17 protein-coding genes and 1 other RNA gene are annotated in these 17,830 nt (G+C 36.8%); 3 read left to right on the forward strand and 15 right to left on the reverse strand.

What is annotated here, in order from left to right:
* Positions 1-200: 200 nt before the first annotated feature.
* From ssrA to ACF3N8_RS00060, 12 genes are all read right to left on the reverse strand, one after another.
* Positions 201-561, reverse strand: a transfer-messenger RNA (tmRNA) gene (ssrA, locus tag ACF3N8_RS00005).
* A gap of 135 nt (positions 562-696) precedes the next feature.
* Complete coding sequence (smpB, locus tag ACF3N8_RS00010) at positions 697-1,164, reverse strand: SsrA-binding protein SmpB (RefSeq protein ID WP_009382962.1); 468 nt, start codon at positions 1,162-1,164, stop codon at positions 697-699.
* 18 nt (positions 1,165-1,182) lie between these two features.
* Positions 1,183-3,540, reverse strand: coding sequence for a ribonuclease R (gene rnr / locus ACF3N8_RS00015; RefSeq protein WP_009382963.1), 2,358 nt, complete (start codon positions 3,538-3,540; stop codon positions 1,183-1,185).
* A gap of 37 nt (positions 3,541-3,577) precedes the next feature.
* A complete protein-coding gene (locus tag ACF3N8_RS00020) occupies positions 3,578-4,318 on the reverse strand; it encodes a carboxylesterase (protein ID WP_009382964.1) in 741 nt (246 codons plus the stop codon).
* 92 nt (positions 4,319-4,410) lie between these two features.
* Positions 4,411-4,644, reverse strand: a complete 234-nt coding sequence (gene secG / locus ACF3N8_RS00025; RefSeq protein ID WP_009382965.1) for a preprotein translocase subunit SecG — start codon at positions 4,642-4,644, stop codon at positions 4,411-4,413.
* Positions 4,645-4,730: 86 nt separating this feature from the next.
* Positions 4,731-5,195 carry a hypothetical protein gene (locus ACF3N8_RS00030; RefSeq protein WP_009382967.1) on the reverse strand — a complete coding sequence of 155 codons (465 nt, stop codon included), beginning with the start codon at positions 5,193-5,195 and terminating at the stop codon, positions 4,731-4,733.
* 783 nt (positions 5,196-5,978) lie between these two features.
* On the reverse strand, positions 5,979-7,277 hold the full coding sequence (eno, locus tag ACF3N8_RS00035; RefSeq protein WP_009383031.1) for a phosphopyruvate hydratase: 1,299 nt from the start codon (positions 7,275-7,277) through the stop codon (positions 5,979-5,981).
* A 72-nt stretch (positions 7,278-7,349) separates the two neighbouring features.
* A complete protein-coding gene (gpmI, locus tag ACF3N8_RS00040; protein ID WP_009383032.1) occupies positions 7,350-8,864 on the reverse strand; it encodes a 2,3-bisphosphoglycerate-independent phosphoglycerate mutase in 1,515 nt (504 codons plus the stop codon).
* A gap of 1 nt (position 8,865) precedes the next feature.
* Entirely contained in the window at positions 8,866-9,627 is a 762-nt protein-coding gene (tpiA, locus tag ACF3N8_RS00045; protein ID WP_392449996.1) for a triose-phosphate isomerase, read from the reverse strand.
* A gap of 20 nt (positions 9,628-9,647) precedes the next feature.
* On the reverse strand, positions 9,648-10,838 hold the full coding sequence (locus ACF3N8_RS00050; protein ID WP_392449997.1) for a phosphoglycerate kinase: 1,191 nt from the start codon (positions 10,836-10,838) through the stop codon (positions 9,648-9,650).
* A gap of 123 nt (positions 10,839-10,961) precedes the next feature.
* The gene (gene gap, locus ACF3N8_RS00055; RefSeq protein ID WP_009383035.1) at positions 10,962-11,966 is read right to left on the reverse strand and encodes a type I glyceraldehyde-3-phosphate dehydrogenase; all 1,005 of its coding nucleotides are present in this window, start codon (positions 11,964-11,966) and stop codon (positions 10,962-10,964) included.
* Between the two features lie 58 nt (positions 11,967-12,024).
* Positions 12,025-13,035 (reverse strand): sugar-binding transcriptional regulator, encoded by a 1,011-nt coding sequence (locus ACF3N8_RS00060; RefSeq protein ID WP_009383036.1) that lies wholly within the window; start codon positions 13,033-13,035, stop codon positions 12,025-12,027.
* A gap of 350 nt (positions 13,036-13,385) precedes the next feature.
* Here ACF3N8_RS00060 and ACF3N8_RS00065 point away from each other — a divergent pair, with 350 nt between their 5' ends.
* Positions 13,386-13,664, forward strand: a complete 279-nt coding sequence (locus tag ACF3N8_RS00065; RefSeq protein WP_009383039.1) for a hypothetical protein — start codon at positions 13,386-13,388, stop codon at positions 13,662-13,664.
* 119 nt (positions 13,665-13,783) lie between these two features.
* On the opposite strand, the gene ACF3N8_RS00070 is transcribed toward ACF3N8_RS00065, so the two are convergent.
* A complete protein-coding gene (locus ACF3N8_RS00070) occupies positions 13,784-14,173 on the reverse strand; it encodes a hypothetical protein (RefSeq protein ID WP_009383041.1) in 390 nt (129 codons plus the stop codon).
* Positions 14,118-14,942 carry a DUF4887 domain-containing protein gene (locus ACF3N8_RS00075; protein ID WP_009383042.1) on the reverse strand — a complete coding sequence of 275 codons (825 nt, stop codon included), beginning with the start codon at positions 14,940-14,942 and terminating at the stop codon, positions 14,118-14,120. The genes ACF3N8_RS00070 and ACF3N8_RS00075 overlap by 56 nt, the downstream gene beginning before the upstream one ends.
* Positions 14,943-15,629: 687 nt before the next feature.
* Here ACF3N8_RS00075 and ACF3N8_RS00080 point away from each other — a divergent pair.
* Positions 15,630-16,532 carry a TIGR01777 family oxidoreductase gene (locus tag ACF3N8_RS00080; protein WP_009383043.1) on the forward strand — a complete coding sequence of 301 codons (903 nt, stop codon included), beginning with the start codon at positions 15,630-15,632 and terminating at the stop codon, positions 16,530-16,532.
* A gap of 54 nt (positions 16,533-16,586) precedes the next feature.
* On the opposite strand, the gene ACF3N8_RS00085 is transcribed toward ACF3N8_RS00080, so the two are convergent.
* Complete coding sequence (locus ACF3N8_RS00085) at positions 16,587-17,216, reverse strand: nitroreductase family protein (protein WP_009383044.1); 630 nt, start codon at positions 17,214-17,216, stop codon at positions 16,587-16,589.
* 155 nt (positions 17,217-17,371) lie between these two features.
* Between ACF3N8_RS00085 and ACF3N8_RS00090 the strand changes: the two genes are divergently transcribed.
* Positions 17,372-17,803, forward strand: coding sequence for a MarR family winged helix-turn-helix transcriptional regulator (locus tag ACF3N8_RS00090; protein WP_009383045.1), 432 nt, complete (start codon positions 17,372-17,374; stop codon positions 17,801-17,803).
* Positions 17,804-17,830: the final 27 nt, after the last annotated feature.

Genomic DNA, 17,830 nt, shown 5'->3' on the forward strand with positions numbered 1-17,830 from the left:
ATATTTTTACAATAAGTTTTATATTTAATTACTATACAATTTCAAATTTTTGTAATTTAAGTTAAGTATTAAAACTCATCATTGCTATCATGTTTTAATTTCAAAGACAACAATAGAGATTTCATAATTTTTATATGTAAGATAATATTTAGAAAGTGTATTAAATAAAAAACCTACAACCACGCGGGTTATAGGCTACATAGTGGAGACGGCGGGATTCGAACCCGCGTCCAGAGGTCCTGATACAAATGTTTCTACGTGTGTAGTCTATCTTAAAATTTCGCACAACGAACGGTGACAGACAACCAACGTTGTACTAGTTTGATTCGTCTCTTCTGAATGAACTTCAAACGGCAGCCATTCAGCGTATCCTACTAAGGTTGAATCACGTTAATCGCACATAGGCGATGCGATTAGGTGATGCAGAGTGCTATTACGCAGCTGCTGCTAAATTATTGTTTGATTTGCCAGTTATTATAAACTGAGTGTGTTGTTGCGGAGACAACCCTCCGACACGCTTCATGAGCTCTGGGGACCCCTGTCGAATCCAAGAACGTCCCCATAATAGTATTAATCAAACAATTAGGCTTTAGAAGCGATAGTACCTATAAAGTCCCCATCGCTTCCATACCAATTTTTTCAACAGTACATTATATGATATCAAATCTTTACATTTTTAGCAATTTATTAACAGTATTAATAACGGTCCTTCATAGCTCGATCCATATCACGTTTAACCGCTTTTTCTTTAAGCGCTTGACGTTTATCGTATTTCTTCTTACCACGCGCTACGCCTAATAGAACTTTACAAACGCCATGTTTCAGATACAACTTCAATGGGATTATTGAATACCCGATTTCTCTTGTTTGTTCGCCTAGCTTTAAGATTTCGCGTTTGTGTAGTAATAATTTTCGGTGACGTCTAGGATCGTGATTATATCGATTACCTTCTTCATAAGGCGCGATATGCATGTTATGAAGATGAATTTCACCGTGCTTAACTTGCGCGAACGCATCTTTTAAGTTTGCGCTACCACGGCGAATGGATTTAATTTCTGTACCTTGTAACCGAATGCCCGCTTCAATCGTCGACTCGATGTTATAGTCATGTCTTGCTTTACGATTGACTGCTAAAGTACCTTTGGTGTTTTTCTTTTTTGGCATTGGTCTCACCTCTTGTCGTTATTTTTTCTTCTTACGCGCTTTCTTTTTTATCTTTTTATCTTTGTAAAAAGGCTTGTTATTTGTCTTAGCCTCTTTTTCGCGTTGTCTTCTATTTTTACCTTTACGTTGTTTCTTTTTCTTCTTTTTTTTACCGTTTTGATCTTTATCAAAGACTTTTCCACGAGATTTAACCTGAATGGTCTTACCACGTGCAGGTCGTTCTGATTTCTTTTCTTTTGGTAAAGGCATACCTACTACTTGGAAATCAATGTCACGTTCATCAACATCTACGTGTGTAACTTTAATCTTAACGGGGTCACCAATTCTAAACACTTTAGCTTCGTGTTCCCCTACTAAAGCCATTTGTCTCTCATCGAAATGATAATAATCGTCTGTCATATTTGTAATATGAACCATACCTTCAATCGTATTCGGTAATTCGACGAACATACCGAAACTCATTACAGAACTAACGATACCTTCGAATTCTTCACCGATGTGCTGAATCATATACTCGGCCTTCTTAAGCTCATCTGTATCACGTTCAGCATCTACGGCACGACGTTCACGATTTGAAGTGTGTTCGGCAATTTGTGGTAGCATGTCTTCCCACTTACGTTGCGCTTTACCGTCCATAGACTTCTCGATTAAATATTTACGGATCAGACGATGAACGATTAAGTCAGGGTAACGACGAATTGGCGATGTGAAATGCGTGTAGTAGTCTGCCGCTAGACCAAAGTGTCCTAAGTTATCTTGGTTATAGTGTGCCTGTTGCATTGAACGAAGCATCATTGTTGAAATAACCATATCTTCTGGACGACCTTCAACTTCTTGGTTAATAGCTTGTAACGTACTTGGGTGAATGTCTTCACCTGTACCGCGAATCATAATACCGAAATTCGTTATGAAGTCGAAGAACGTATTTAAACGTTCAGATTTCGGTTGTTCATGGACACGGTAGATGAATGGTACTTCCATTTTGTTAAAATGCTGCGCAATTGTTTCGTTAGCAGCTAACATAAATGATTCAATAAGACGTTCACCTTTGCCACGTTCACGCAGTTTAATATCTGTAGGCAAGCCTTCTTCATTTACAAGGACTTTTGCTTCACTGATATCAAAATCAATTTCGCCACGACGTTTACGCATTTGAATTAACGTATTAGAAAGTTCTTGCGCTAAATCTAACATCGGCGTTAAATCTTTGTACTCAGCACGTGTTTCAGGATCTTTGTCCGTGATGATCTTATTAACGGCGTCGTACGTCATTCGATAGTTTGAATGGATGACACTATCAAAGATCTTATGATTAACGATTTCACCCTTTTGGTTAATTTCCATCTGACAACTTAGTGTTAGACGGTCTACCTCAGGATTCAGTGAACAGATACCGTTACTTAAACGATGTGGAATCATTGGAATTACTCGGTCTACAAGATACACACTTGTACCTCGATCGTATGCTTCTTGATCTAAAGGTGAGCCTTCTTTCACATAATAGCTCACGTCCGCGATACTAACAGTTAATTGTGTATTACCATTGCTTAACTTCTTCACAGCAATCGCATCGTCCAAGTCTTTAGCGTCTGCGCCGTCAATCGTAATTGTAAGTTCATCACGTAAATCTGTACGTCCTTCAATCTCGTCAGGCGCAATTGTTTCTGGAACTTTTTTAGCTTCTTTTAAGACTTCATCAGGGAATTCTATTTCGATTCCATGTTGATAGATAATCGATAAGATATCTACGCCTGGGTCATTTTTGTGGCCAAGTATAGCTGAAACCTGACCTTCAGGATTACTTGTACTATCGGCGTATTTCGTAATTTGTGTAAGCACTTTATGACCATCAACCGCACCTAAGTTATGACCTTTAGGAATAAAGATATCATGCATGATACGTTTATCATCAGGTAATACGAAACCGAAGTTTTTCGCTTCGCTGTAAGTACCCACGACTTGTTTAACTGAATGGTTTTCTATTGATTTAACTTCGCCCTCTAACTTACCTTTATGACTACCACGTGACTTTGATACTTGAACAAGTACTGTATCGCCATCCATCGCGCGATTGATTTTATTAGGCGGAATGAAGATATCTTCTTGGCCTTCTTCTTCTGGTCTTAAAAAGGCAAATCCTTTTTTATTTTGGCTTAACGTTCCTCTAATGAGTCCAGGGCGTTCTTTCTCCTTTTGATAAAGGTCTTTCTTTGTTCTTGAAATTAACCCTGATTGCTCTAATTCAACTAATACTTTAATTAAATCTCTGAATGAATCTGCACTACTTAACATGAGCTCGTCTTGGAAATTAGAAACAGACATTGGCTCATAATCTGGTCTATTAATGATTGCTTTTACTTCTTCTTTTAAATCCATACTTGCCCCTCCTTTCTATTTATCTCTCAAAATGTTGTTATTCGGACCAATCTAATGATTCTAAGAAGTTATATACGTCTTCAAATACTTGTTCTTTTTCTTTATCGATTGTAATAACATGACCTGAGTTTTCGTACCATTTAATGGACTTTTCATCAGAGTCACTCTCTTCATAGATGACATTAGCTGAATCTGTATTAATCATCTTGTCTTGTTTCGCTTGTACAACAAATAAAGGATCGAATACTTCGTCTACGTGGTCGCGAACGTCTTGAATCGTTTCTTGTAATTCCTTTAACGTATTTGTAGGATGGAAAGCTTCCATTTCTTTCTCAATCGTTGCTTCATCCTTACCTTCATACTTCTTAAAGTTACGTGCGTACTCTAACACGCCTTCAAACATCGCACCTTCAGTCTTAAGGTACATAGGTGAACACATTGTAACAATACCCTTAACATCACGATTTAAGCTTAACTTAAGGGCGTACACACCGCCTAATGAAAGACCGGCTACTGCGATTTCGTCATAGCCTTGTTCGACTAGATAATCGTAACCATCTAATGCATTCTTGTACCACACATGCGGGCTTGATTCTAGAATTTCTTCAGGTGGTGCTGCATGACCTTCATAATGAGGTGCATGTGACGTATAGCCTTTCTTCTGTAGGTAACGCCCTAGTTGTCTAACGTCCGATGAATTACCTGTGAATCCATGTAATAATAATACTGCACGTTTTCCCTCTTCAAAAAAGAATGGTTTAGGTAATTGAATCTTCATATGTCTCGTCCCTTCCTTAACGCTTACTTTTATTTTATCTTTTAATGTTAAAGCCTTACAAATAAAAAAGCCCGACGAGAATCAGTCGGACCTTACAATTTAAAGTATGTTATACCTAACATAAGCAAGAAGAATAATATCGAAAGAATCACTGTAACTCTATGCAAGAACAGATCAACGCCACGTTGCTTTTGCTTTCCAAATAGTTGTTCGGAACCACCACTAATGGCACCTGATAAACCATTACTTTTACCTTCTTGGAGTAATACAACTGTGATTAATGCAATACAGTCAATAATGAGCAATACCGTAAGTAATGTATGCATGTGATTGTCCTCCATTCGTTATATACGTGTGGAATTATACCATAACGTTCCCATTTGGGCAACATTGTTAAAATTATGGTACGATTCTAATCTTGGAAACCTTTTTTGTGTTTAATTGCAACCATGAGCACGTAAATGAACATCACGATTGATAATAAGATTACAATCACGTATGGAATTAGTGCTAAGAAAGATTTAACTGCGATAATGCTTGTATAAAGTTGCGGTGGGTTAACGAGCGCGATAAATAATTGTGAAAAGTAAATCGCTAGCATAAACCACCATAAATATTTGTGCTTACTAAAAAAGGCAAGAATACCTGTTAAATTCGCTAAAATAAATAAAATTCCTGACATCGTGAAACTGTTGACGATGTTATGTGCAGCAGCGTCAGTTCCGTTAACCTTTGACTGATTTAACATTTCTTTAGCTACAGTAGTGTCTGTAATAAAGAAGTGATGGGTGATCAGACATAACGCCATTATCACGGAGGTTATTCCAATGATTTTAGCTGACTTAAGTATCTTTTGGTAATGAGTTGCGCTTTCCATAGACGTACTCCTTTAAATAAGTTCAAGTATCATTATAACAGTTATAGAGTAAATTGGATAATCTCACATATTTTGGGTGAATGGTTGTGACAAGGAGTTGGAGTGACAATGAGTCCTTGTTACATTGTTTGCATCAGTCTTTGTAATATAGCTTCCTTATTATATTGTTTACGCCAGTCTTTGTAACATGGCTTCCTTGTTATATTGTTTACGCCAGTCTTTGTAACATGGCTTCCTTGTTACATTGTTTGTCTCAGTCTTTGTAACATGGCGCCCTTGTTACATTGTTTGTCTCAGTCTTTGTAACATGGCGCCCTTGTTACATTGTTTGTCTCAGTCTTTGTAACATGGCGCCCTTGTTACATTGTTTGTCTCAGTCTTTGTAATAAGGAAAATTTTCGAGATCGAAAATTTATCATTATTTAAATCATAGGTGTAAATTTTGATTTGGATTTCTATCTGGTAACGGGGTCATTATGCGATTGTTTCTAATTTCTTTCGCATAACGGATCTCTTATGCGATTGTTTTTATTTTCTTTCGCATAACGGACCCCTTATGCGATTGTTTTTATTTTCTTTCGCGTAACGAACCCGTTATGCGATTGTTTCTAATTTCTTTCGCGTAACGACGCCCTTATGCGATTGTTTTATTTTTCTTTCGCGTAACGGACCCGTTATACGATTGTTTCTAATTTCTTTCGCATAATGGCGTCGTCCATCTTGCTTTCATTTTCAAAAAAGAAAAAGACGTGCTATGAAGCACGCCTTTACAGGAAAATTATCTTATTTGTTTAAGTTATAGAATGAATCTAAACCAGCGTAAACTGCTGTTTCGTATAGTTCATCTTCGATACGTAATAATTGGTTGTATTTCGCAACACGGTCTGTACGTGAAGGTGCACCAGTCTTGATTTGACCAGCGTTTGTAGCTACAGCAATGTCAGCGATTGTTGTATCTTCAGTTTCACCTGAACGGTGTGATACGACTGCAGTATAACCAGCACGTTTAGCCATTTCGATAGCGTTGAATGTTTCTGTTAATGTACCGATTTGGTTAACTTTGATTAAAATTGAGTTGCCTACACCTTCGTTAATACCACGTTCTAAGATTTCAGTGTTTGTAACGAATAGGTCATCGCCTACTAATTGAACACGATCACCGATGCGTTCAGTTAATAATTTGTGACCTTCCCAATCGTTTTCGTCTAAGCCGTCTTCGATTGAGATGATTGGATATTTCTCGATAAGTTCTTCGTACCAATCAACCATTTCAGAAGCTGACTTAACAACACCTTCACCTTTAAGATTGTAGTTGTTATTATCTTTGTCATAGAATTCTGAAGACGCTGCGTCCATAGCTAAGCGTACTTCTTCGCCAGGTTTGTAACCAGCTTTTTCGATGGCAGAAACGATTGTTGATAAAGCTTCTTCGTTTGAACCTAGGTCTGGTGCGAAACCACCTTCGTCACCAACAGCTGTGTTTAAACCTTTGTCGGCTAATACAGATTTTAATGCATGGAAGATTTCTGCGCCCATACGTAATGCTTCTTTAAAGCTTTGAGCACCTACAGGCATAATCATAAATTCTTGGATGTCTACGTTGTTATCAGCGTGCTCGCCACCATTAACAATGTTCATCATAGGTACTGGTAATTGCTCACCATTGAATCCACCTAAATATTTATATAATGGTTGACCTAAGAAGTCAGCAGCAGCACGAGCTGTTGCGATAGAAACACCTAAAATTGCGTTAGCTCCTAATTTACCTTTATTGTCTGTGCCATCTAATTGAATCATCATTTTGTCGATAGATACTTGTTCTAAAGCTGAAAATTCACCTTCAACAATTTCTGGTGCAATGATTTCGTTAACGTTCTCAACTGCTTTTTGAACGCCTTTACCTAAGTAACGGTCTTTGTCTCCATCACGTAATTCTACAGCTTCATATTCACCAGTTGAAGCACCTGATGGTACTAATGCACGTCCGAATGCACCGCTTTCAGTTAATACTTCAACTTCTACAGTTGGGTTTCCACGAGAATCAAGTACTTCGCGAGCATAAACATCTGTAATAATAGGCATAATTTTAATCTCCTTTTGTTAAGTTGTGTTCTTTCATTATAACTTTATTTCAAAGTTTAATAAATCATTTTACTACTTGATTAAAGATTCACCTGTCATATCTTCAGGTTGATCGACTTTTAATAATGTTAATAGCGTTGGTGCTAAGTCACCTAACTTACCAGTTTCACGAAGTGTCACGCCTTCTTCAGTTACAATTACTGGTACTGGATTAGTAGTGTGTGTCGTCATCGGTTGATCGTCATCTGTAAGAACCTCATCAGAGTTACCGTGGTCAGCTGTAATAATCGCTTTACCACCCATATCAAGAATACGGTCAACGACTTCACCTAAACATTCATCTACCGCTTCAATCGCTTTAATTGTAGGTTCTAGTTTACCGCTGTGCCCTACCATATCAGGGTTAGCAAAGTTTAAGATAACAAGGTCTAAGTCACCTTTATCAAGTTCGCTGAGTAACGTATCTTTGACTTCATAAACACTCATTTCAGGCTTTAAGTCATACGTTGCGACTTTTGGTGAGTCAATTAAGCATCTACGTTCGCCTTCGAATTCTTCATTACGACCACCACTCATAAAGTACGTTACATGAGGGTACTTTTCAGTCTCAGCGATACGTAATTGTGTAAGGTTGTTATCTTGAGCAACTTCACCAATTGTATTTTTTAAATCGACTTTATCGAAGACAACTTTTGCATCGACATCATCGTTATATTTCGTAAATGTTGCGTAGTAAAGATTGTTAACTTGTTCGACTTCAAATCCATCAAACGCTTTATTTGTAAAGATTTCAGAAAGTTGTCCGGCACGGTCTGGTCTAAAGTTATAGAAGATAACGGCGTCACCATCATCAATACCTTGATTTTGACCTTCTACGATAAATGGCTCTACGAATTCATCCGTAACATCTTGATCGTAGTTCGCTTGAACACCTTCTTTTGCTGAAGTGAACTTAGGTCCTTCAAAACCACGAATTGCGTTATAGGCCTTTTCCTCACGGTCCCAACGCTTATCACGGTCCATCGCATAATAACGACCAGAAACGGATGCGAAAGTGCCGATACCAATTTCCTCAAACTGTTTCTCTGCTTCTTCAATATATTTAAGTGCAGATTTTTGATCAACGTCACGACCATCTAAGAACGCGTGCACGTATACTTGGTCGAGACCTTCCTTCTTAGCAAGTTTCAGAATAGCGAATAAGTGGTTGAAGTGACTGTGCACACCACCATCTGATAATAAACCGAAGACGTGTAAGTGTGATTGATTGCTTGTCACATGACCAACCGCTTCGTTTAACACGTCATTTTCGTAAAAGTCACCATCTTCAATAGACTTATTAATGCGCGTTAAACTTTGGTAAACAACACGTCCTGCACCAATATTCATGTGACCAACTTCAGAGTTACCCATTTGACCTTCAGGTAAGCCGACAGCTAAACCACTCGCTTCAATTTGAGTCGTTGGGAATTTCTCATAATAGCGGTCAAAGTTTGGCTTATGTGCTTGTTTAACAGCATTACCATGTTCACTTTCGCGATTCGCAAACCCATCTAAAATGATGAGTGCTACAGGTTGTTTAGCCATATTATTTAGCACCTTCTAACAAGCCAACGAAATCTTCAACTTTAAGTGAAGCGCCGCCAACTAAAGCACCGTCGATGTCTGATTTAGCCATAAATTCTTTAATGTTAGCTGGTTTAACGCTACCACCGTATTGTAAGCGTACTTCATTCGAAATATCTTCTGATGTGATATCTGCGATTGTTTGACGAATTGCTGCGCACATTTCATTTGCGTCGTCAGCATTTGCTGATTTACCTGTACCGATTGCCCATACTGGTTCGTACGCAATTACAACTTGTTTCACTTGTTCTTCAGATAAACCTTCTAATGCCTTTTTAACTTGGTCAGCTACAACGTCGTTAGCTTTACCATTTTCACGCTCTTCATCTGATTCACCAACACAAATGATAGGTGTCATATTATGATTGAATACAGCGTGCGCTTTCTTATTCACTTCTTCATCAGTTTCGTGAAATAGGCTTCTACGCTCAGAATGACCTAACACGACATAGCTGATGCCTAAATCTTCAAGTGCATGAGGAGATGTTTCTCCAGTAAAAGCCCCTTCGTCTTCGAAGTAAGCATTTTGAGCACCAATTTTAAGGTTTTTCGCAACGCCTTCTTTAGATAAAGTCACTAAAGCGTCAAGTTGAATTGTTGGCGCACATACCACTGATTCTACTTCGTTTTGGTCTGGTAATTCTGGTAAATCTTTCATGAACGATTTCGCTTCTGATACAGTTTTATGCATTTTCCAGTTACCTGCAATAATTGGTTTTCTCACAATTAACACTCCTTAACTCATTATTTATTCGCGATAGATTTAATACCTGGTAACGTTTTACCTTCTAAATATTCTAATGACGCACCGCCACCAGTTGAGATGTGTGTAAAGTCATCTTCAAATCCAAGTTCCATTGCAGCAGCTGCTGAGTCACCGCCACCAATGATTGTAGTCGCGTCTTTTAATTCAGCGATTGCTTCGCATACACCGATTGTACCTTTAGCAAAGTTACTAAATTCAAATACACCCATAGGGCCGTTCCATACTACTGTGTTTGCACCTTCTAATTCTTGTTTAAATGCTTCTACAGTTTTAGGACCGATATCTAAGCCTTGTTGATCTTCAGGCATTTCATCTACTGAAACTTCTGTAACTTCAGCATCGTTTGAAAATTCTTTTGCACATTTAGCGTCAACTGGTAAATAAATTTTGTCACCAGCACGGTCTAATAAGTCTTTAGCAAAATCAATTTTTTCTTCTTCAAGTAATGATTTACCAATTTCTTTACCTTGTGCTTTTAAGAATGTGTAAGCCATACCGCCACCGATTAGGATTTTATCTGCAACGTTAAGTAAACTTTCGATAACGTCAATTTTATCTGAAACTTTAGCGCCACCTAAGATTGCGACTAATGGTTTGTCAGGGTTCTCAACTACGCCACCGATAAACTTGATTTCTTTTTCCATTAAGAAACCAGCAGCAGAATCTAAATTACTTGCAACACCTACGTTTGAAGCATGTTCACGGTGTGCTGTACCGAAAGCATCGTTGACAAATACATCACCTAATGATGCCCAATATTTACCTAATTCTGGTTCGTTTTTAGATTCTTTTTTACCATCTAAATCTTCGAAACGTGTATTTTCAAATAGTAATACATCGCCCTCTTCTAAAGATTTGATTGCTGATTCAAGTTTGTCACCACGAGTTTCAGGAACGAATGTAACGTCTTTGTTTAATTTTTCAGAAAGTCTTGTTGCTACAGGTTTTAATGTTAACTTTTCTTTGTCACTTTCTTCTTTGACCTTTCCTAAATGAGAAAATAGAACAACTTTACCGCCTTGCTCCATAATGTATTCAATTGTTGGTAAAGCTTGAACGATACGATTATCGTTTGTGATTTCGCCATCTTTCATAGGAACGTTGAAATCTGCTCGAACTAGAACAGTCTTTCCTTTTAAGTCTAAATCAGTTACAACCTTTTTGGCCATCTTAAAAATCCTCCTCATAATGGTTAATGCTAATAAAAATAAGCGGAGAAGCGTATTTTGCTCCCCGCTTACTCAAAAGCTTATTTAGTATTTAGGAGACGTTTCTCATAAATCTAAATGAAATTATTTACTTTGATCTGCTAAGTACTCAAGTGTACGAACAAGTTGTGCTGTATAAGACATTTCATTGTCGTACCATGAAGCTACTTTAACTAATTGGCGGTCGCCAACAGTCATTACACGTGTTTGTGTAGCATCGAACATCGCACCGAAAGTCATACCAACGATGTCAGATGAAACGATTTCATCTTCAGTATAACCGAAAGATTCGTTTGTTGCATTTTTCATAGCTTGGTTAACTTGTTCTGCAGTAACTTCTTTCTCTAGAACAACTGTTAATTCAGTGATTGAACCAGTTGCAACAGGTACACGTTGCGCTCCACCATCTAATTTACCATCAATTTCAGGAATAACTAAACCGATTGCTTTTGCAGCACCAGTTGAGTTAGGGATAATGTTTTCCGCAGCAGCACGTGCACGGCGTTTATCTTTTTTATGAGGAGAATCTTGCGTATTTTGGTCACCAGTGTAAGCGTGAATTGTAGTCATTAAACCTTCAACAATACCGAATTCATCGTGAAGTGTTTTAGCAACAGGTGCTAATGAGTTCGTTGTACAAGAAGCACCTGAAACGACTGTTTCAGAACCGTCTAATTCTTCGTGGTTCACGTTATAAACGATCGTTTTCATATCGCCTTTACCTGGTGCTGAGATAAGCACTTTTTTAGCTCCAGCTTCGATGTGCGCTTCCGCTTTTTCTTTCTCTGTAAATAAACCAGTACATTCTAATACAACGTCTACTTCAAAGTCTTTCCAAGGTAATTTGCTTGGATCTGCTTCAGATAGAGAATGCACTAATTTACCATTTACACGGAAGCCATCTTCAACGACTTCAACAACCTCAGTAAAGCGTCCTTGCATTGTGTCGTATTTAAGTAAGTGTGCTAACATATCGTCGTCTGTTAAATCGTTAACAGCTACAACCTCGATACCTTCCACATCTTGAATTCTTCTGAATGCTAAACGACCAATTCTTCCAAAACCATTGATTGCTACTTTAACTGCCATTATTAATGGCCTCCTTTTATATGATATTTAAAAAGTATTTCACTTTTTATTGCCAAAATTAAATCATAGACCTTACGGCGCTTTCATCTGTAATGAGTACTGTATTCATAGGTGCAATCGATAAATATGCTTTTATTGCATTACTTTTAGATTTACCCCCTGCGACCGCAAAGATGTTATCTTTATTTTTTAAATCTTCTAACTGTAAACCGATTGTTTTAACTTTATGAACAATCTCACCGTATTGATTAAAGTAATAACCAAACGCTTCGCCTACAGCATTATGATGTTGAAGTTTTTCTATTACATCTTGAGCCGAATGTCTTCTTTTAGCCATTTTCAGCGCATCACCAATGCCGTGTAACGTTATGTTAGAATCTTTAATTTTGTTGACTGTGTTCTTAACTGTAGGTTCGTCCATCAAGTTTAAAAATGTTGTTTCACTAACTTGATCTGGAACATATAAAGTTGTGTAGGTGCCACCAGAATTAATAGCCATCTTTGAACAAATGGTATTCGCTTGGTTTAACACATTTTCACCCAAGCCACCTCGAGCAGGTGTATACATCACTTTAAAAGGTAATTCTCGCATTGCCGTACTTACATAAGACATTGTCGAACCACCAGTGACGGATACAATAGCACCTTCATATAGCGTTGATTCAAGTAACTGACTTGTGACTTTACCTAATTCTGTCTTAACCGTTTCATCGAGATCAGAATCGCCTGGTACAATGTGAACATTCTGAATTTGGTATTTATTTTTAATATGTTCAGCAATTTGATCTAAGTCAGAGTGAATATGAATGTAATCATTCAATTCATCTATGACATGCATACCTTGTTCTGTAACTTCCATACCTGTTGGTTTCACATAGATGAGTTCTTGTGCTTTAAGTAAGTTGGTTTCCGAACGTAAAACACGCTCAGTCACATCCATTATCTCACTTAAACTACGACGACCTACGGGTTGATGTTTCTCTATGGTAGTTAAGATTGAATATCGACGGTACATTTTATCGATTAAATCCGGTACGAGCAGTTGTTGCATCTTGATTAAATCTTCCAAATGTAACACGCCTCCAAATCATTAAAAATAAAATGTGGTCAACTTTTATCCATGGTTTGACATTTTAAGTCCCAGTTGGGACAAAAAAATATAACCTCTTCAAAAGTCATATTACTACTGGTTGCACGTAAAATCAAGTAATATCATAAGTGATTGAACACTTAGTGTAAACATACCATTCCATGAGGTAAATTAAACATTATTGTTAAAAATTGGTTTTTGTGGGAATAGTACCTATACATCAAATGTATAAACAATGATTAAGGGCTTTTCAAACGGTTTATAAAAAGATAATTAAATCGTTTCAAAAAGTTATGTTAAATTAATTAAGCTTATTAAGAGGTGATATTATGTCTAGACGTGACGATGAACCAGAAGTGATCGACCCGGATGATCCAAGATATAGACGTCCAGAGGATTCTAACCGCCGTGATGAGTATCGTGACGATTACCACCGCGAGGATCCATATGGTTATGACGACCGTCAAAGAAATGGTTCTGGCATGTACTACAGTTCATTCGGTTGCATGCCATTCGGCTGCGGCGGTGGAGGTTGTTTAATTTCCATCATTCTATCTATTTTATTAACTTTATTGCTTAATGCATTTAATATCTTCGCATTTTTCTAAACATAAAAAATTAACCTACGTTCCGATAAATGGGTACGTAGGTTTTTTAATGTTCGTATATATTTAGTTTTATGTTCACGTGTTATTTCGTCTCCTTATGTAAGAACTTGATAGTCCGGTTAGTTATTTAAAGCTGTTTCAGCGCTTGATTGTTGGCTGTGTGAATTAGTGTTTGATTCTCGATTAGCCTCACCATTTTGACTAACGTTTGAATTAGCTTGTGATTGTTCATTGTCATTGGATGGCGACTCTGTACTTGATTGATTATCTTCATTTGAATTCGAACCCGTACGTGCTTCAGGACTTTCGCTTGATGGTGATTCTGTAGATGGTGTTTGGTTATTCTCACTAGATGGTGATTCCGTTTCTTGCGACTGACTGTCGTCCTCATTAGATGATGGTTGTTCTGAAGTTTGAGTTTCTGTAGAGTTAGTACGCGTCGTTTCAGAAGAATCATGACCCCCCTCCGTTAGATTCGTTCGAAGGGGCTTGATGATTACCATTTTCATTTGATGGTACTGTTCTTGAACTTTCTTGAGAAGATTCATTTGATGATGCGTCCGATGGTTGCTCTGAAGTTTGAGTTTCAGAAGTTGTTTGTTCTGAGGTTTGTTGTTCTGAAGTTTGTTGTTCCGCTGAAGGAGACTCTTTTCGAGCCTCTTCAGTGGATGCTTGTGTTGAAGATCTTTCTGATGTTTTAGGTTGAGTTGTAGATTTTTCTTCGGTAGATGGTTGTGATGTTTGACGTTCTTCAGTTGAAGGTTGTGTCGTGGCTTTTTCTTCGGTGGATGGTTGTGATGTTTGTTGCTCTTCAGTAGATGGTTCTTTAGATTTAGGTTCTTCTGTCGAAGGTTCTTGAGTTTTTGGTTCTTCGGTTGAAGATTCCTTAGTCTTCTTCTCTTCAGTAGAAGGTTTAGGTGCTTGCTCAGTTGATTTCTCTTTTGTATCATTACGTTTTTGATTTTCTTGTTGTTGTTTCGCTTGTTCCGCTTCTCGTTGTTTTTGAGCCGCTTCTTGTTGTTCACGTTGTTTTTGTTCTTCTTTTTCGCGCGCTTTTTCTTCTTCTAAAGATTTCTTTTTCTCTTTACGCTTTTCTTCTTTTTCCTTTTCCTCTTTTTCTTTCTTCTCTTCAATTTGCTTTTGTTTTAATTTTTCGTCGCCGCGTTTAGACTGGTCAACAAATGAAAATAATGCAAAAGCTAGTCCTATGAGTAAAAGTAATATTACAATTAAACTTAAACATCCAGGCATTTTACTTTTTTTCTTATGATCTGACATGTTTCAAACCCTCGCTTAATTTTTATTTAAATGGCGTTTTAGTATGCAATCAGTTAAACTTTATTATATCAATTAAAACTACTTTTGATAACCTAACGATGAAGAAGTTTTAACCAAGAAAGGCTTGATATGCGTGCAATCAAATGACTTGGATAAACTATTAGATAAGCCAACTCAACAATCATCTCATCGATTAAGAGACATGATGTCAGAAAATGATGACTTCAATCATACTACCCATAAATTCAATTCACATAAACCTTTTCTTATAACGCTGATGTTATTAATATTAGGCGCTATAGGTTATTTAATATTCCTATTCTTTTAGAAAAGCCACACATCTAAGAAATACTTGAAAGTTTCATGATTAAACATGTTTAAAAACGTTTATATATAGTATATATCGTATTTACTTTAACTTGTGAGGTGTGAAGAATGAAACGTATTATTAACATTATCATCCGTGTCGTTGTAACTAAATTTGTAGGTAAAATCGTTAGAAAATTTATGAAGTAGTCAAAATTACGATATTAGAGAAATATACCACCATATCGTATTGTGAATCAACTCTTATTTTATTTATTCATTATTTTATTTAATAAGTAGCGTACTTGGGGAAGAGGCATCATGTGTATCTTCCTCTTTTTTAATCAGTTTCATTTTCAAAAAGAGAGGTGTACGAACACTATGAAAAATGTATTAATAACAGGTGGTACCGGACTTATCGGTAAACAACTTGTCGATAAATTACTTCAACAAGATGTACATGTATATATATTATCTCGCAAAGATCATCAATCCGATCATGGTAGAAAAACATTTATTAATTGGAGTAAAGAAGGCTTTGAACATGAAGTACCTGACATAGATATTGTCATCAATCTAGCTGGCGCTTCACTATTCCAATATTGGACACCTAAAGCACGTCAATCTATTATGATGAGCCGCTTAAAATCAACTCAACGACTTTATGAATTATTTAAAGACCGCAATTACAAACCAGAAGTACTCTTCAATGCAAGTGCGATTGGTTACTATCCCCCTGATGCTTACGAAACTTACACAGAAAGCTTTAAAACTTTACCTTTTGATTTCTTATCAGATGTTGTTTATCAATGGGAACGTACAGCGCAGAAATTTACTAACTTAAACACACGAGTTGTAATGGGTCGTTTTGGTATCGTTCTTTCTCAAAAAGGCGGTGCTTTAGGATTAATGGCTTTACCTTATCGCCTATTTTTAGGTGGCCAACTTGGCTCAGGTAAACAATGGTATTCATGGGTTCACATTGATGATTTAACAGACGCAATCATGCATCTAATCTTTAAATCGAATGGACATGGGCCTTATAACCTAACGGCCCCAATGCCTGAACGCCAGGACTTATTCTGTTACGGCATTGGCCAAACACTGCATAGACCTCATTACACTTATGTTCCAGCACCTTTAATCAGATTAGCTATTGGTAAATTATCTACCATTATACTTGATACGCAAAAAGTGTTACCGAATAGACTTTCAGCAGAAGGATTCAAATTTAAGTATCCTAATATTAAAATCGCATTCAACGACCTATTTAATAAGAAATAAAAAGCATATAAAGGAAATTAAAAGAAAGCGTGAGATTACAATATCCCACGCTTTTTATACATATTTAACAACTTTATCGATAGGTAGTCTCGATGATTCTCTACCAGGTACTTTTTCTTTACCTAACGCAATAATTACAACTGGCTCATATCGTTCTTTATCTAGTCCAAACGTCTCCGCGATATTTTCTTTATCAAAGCCACCGATTGGATTTGAATCATAACCATATGATCGTGCGACTAACATTAATTGCATAGCTACTAAGCTACAATCAATTTTCACAATGTCATTCATTTGAGGTCTCGTTAGGTTCATATAATAGTCTAAAACAGTTGGTAAGAGTTCTTCTTTAACCTCTTGAGGCATAAAACCTTGTTCTACGGCAGAACTATATATTTCCTCACCGTATTCATAGTTCTTCATATCTCCAAATACTATTACCATTGCTGCAGAAGTATCCGTTTGACGCGTATTAAATCGCATTAAAGGACGAAGGGTTTCTTTAGCTTCTTGACTTTCTACTACTACAAAACGCCATGGCTGCATATTAACAGACGACGGTGCCTTAGTAGTTTTTCTGATAATTTCATTCATTTCATCGCGAGGTATTTTGACTTCCTCATCAAACACCTTTACCGAACGACGACCTAATACGATATTATCAAAATCATTGTTTGGTAACATCATTGATCCCTCCATTGTCCTAAAGGACTTTATTAATAAAAAATAATTGTTCGTAATTAAATCAAGCTTGATTAAATGATAAAATATTTAACCCTCATTTTTCAAGTTATAAATGTTATACTTACATCACAAGACAAATAAAGGAGGATTCATACATGGAAGAACATAAGGAACACTTACGCCAACAACTTTGCTTTTTATTCTATGTATCATCTAAAGAGATTATTAAAAAATATACGCAATACCTAAACGAGTTCGACCTCACATTCACAGGTTATATCACTTTAGTATCCATTAAAGAAGATGAATACGTGAATATCAAAACTTTAGGTGATCGCATTTACCTTAATTCAGGTACACTTACACCGCTTATTAAAAAGTTAGAAGCGAAGTCGCTTGTTAAAAAAGCGAGACTTGAATCTGATGAAAGAAATATGAGTATTTCATTAACTGAAAAAGGTAAGGAAGTAAGAGAACAACTTTTCGATGTATCACGTAAAGTTTATAAAGATTTAGATATTGAAGATGATAACGCGCAAGACTTAATTAACTCATTGAACAACCTGCTTGAAAATAATTTTAGATAATTAAGAACAATCACGTTAATTAACAAA

Source organism: Staphylococcus massiliensis, assembly GCF_043186315.1.
GTDB lineage: Bacteria > Bacillota > Bacilli > Staphylococcales > Staphylococcaceae > Staphylococcus > Staphylococcus massiliensis.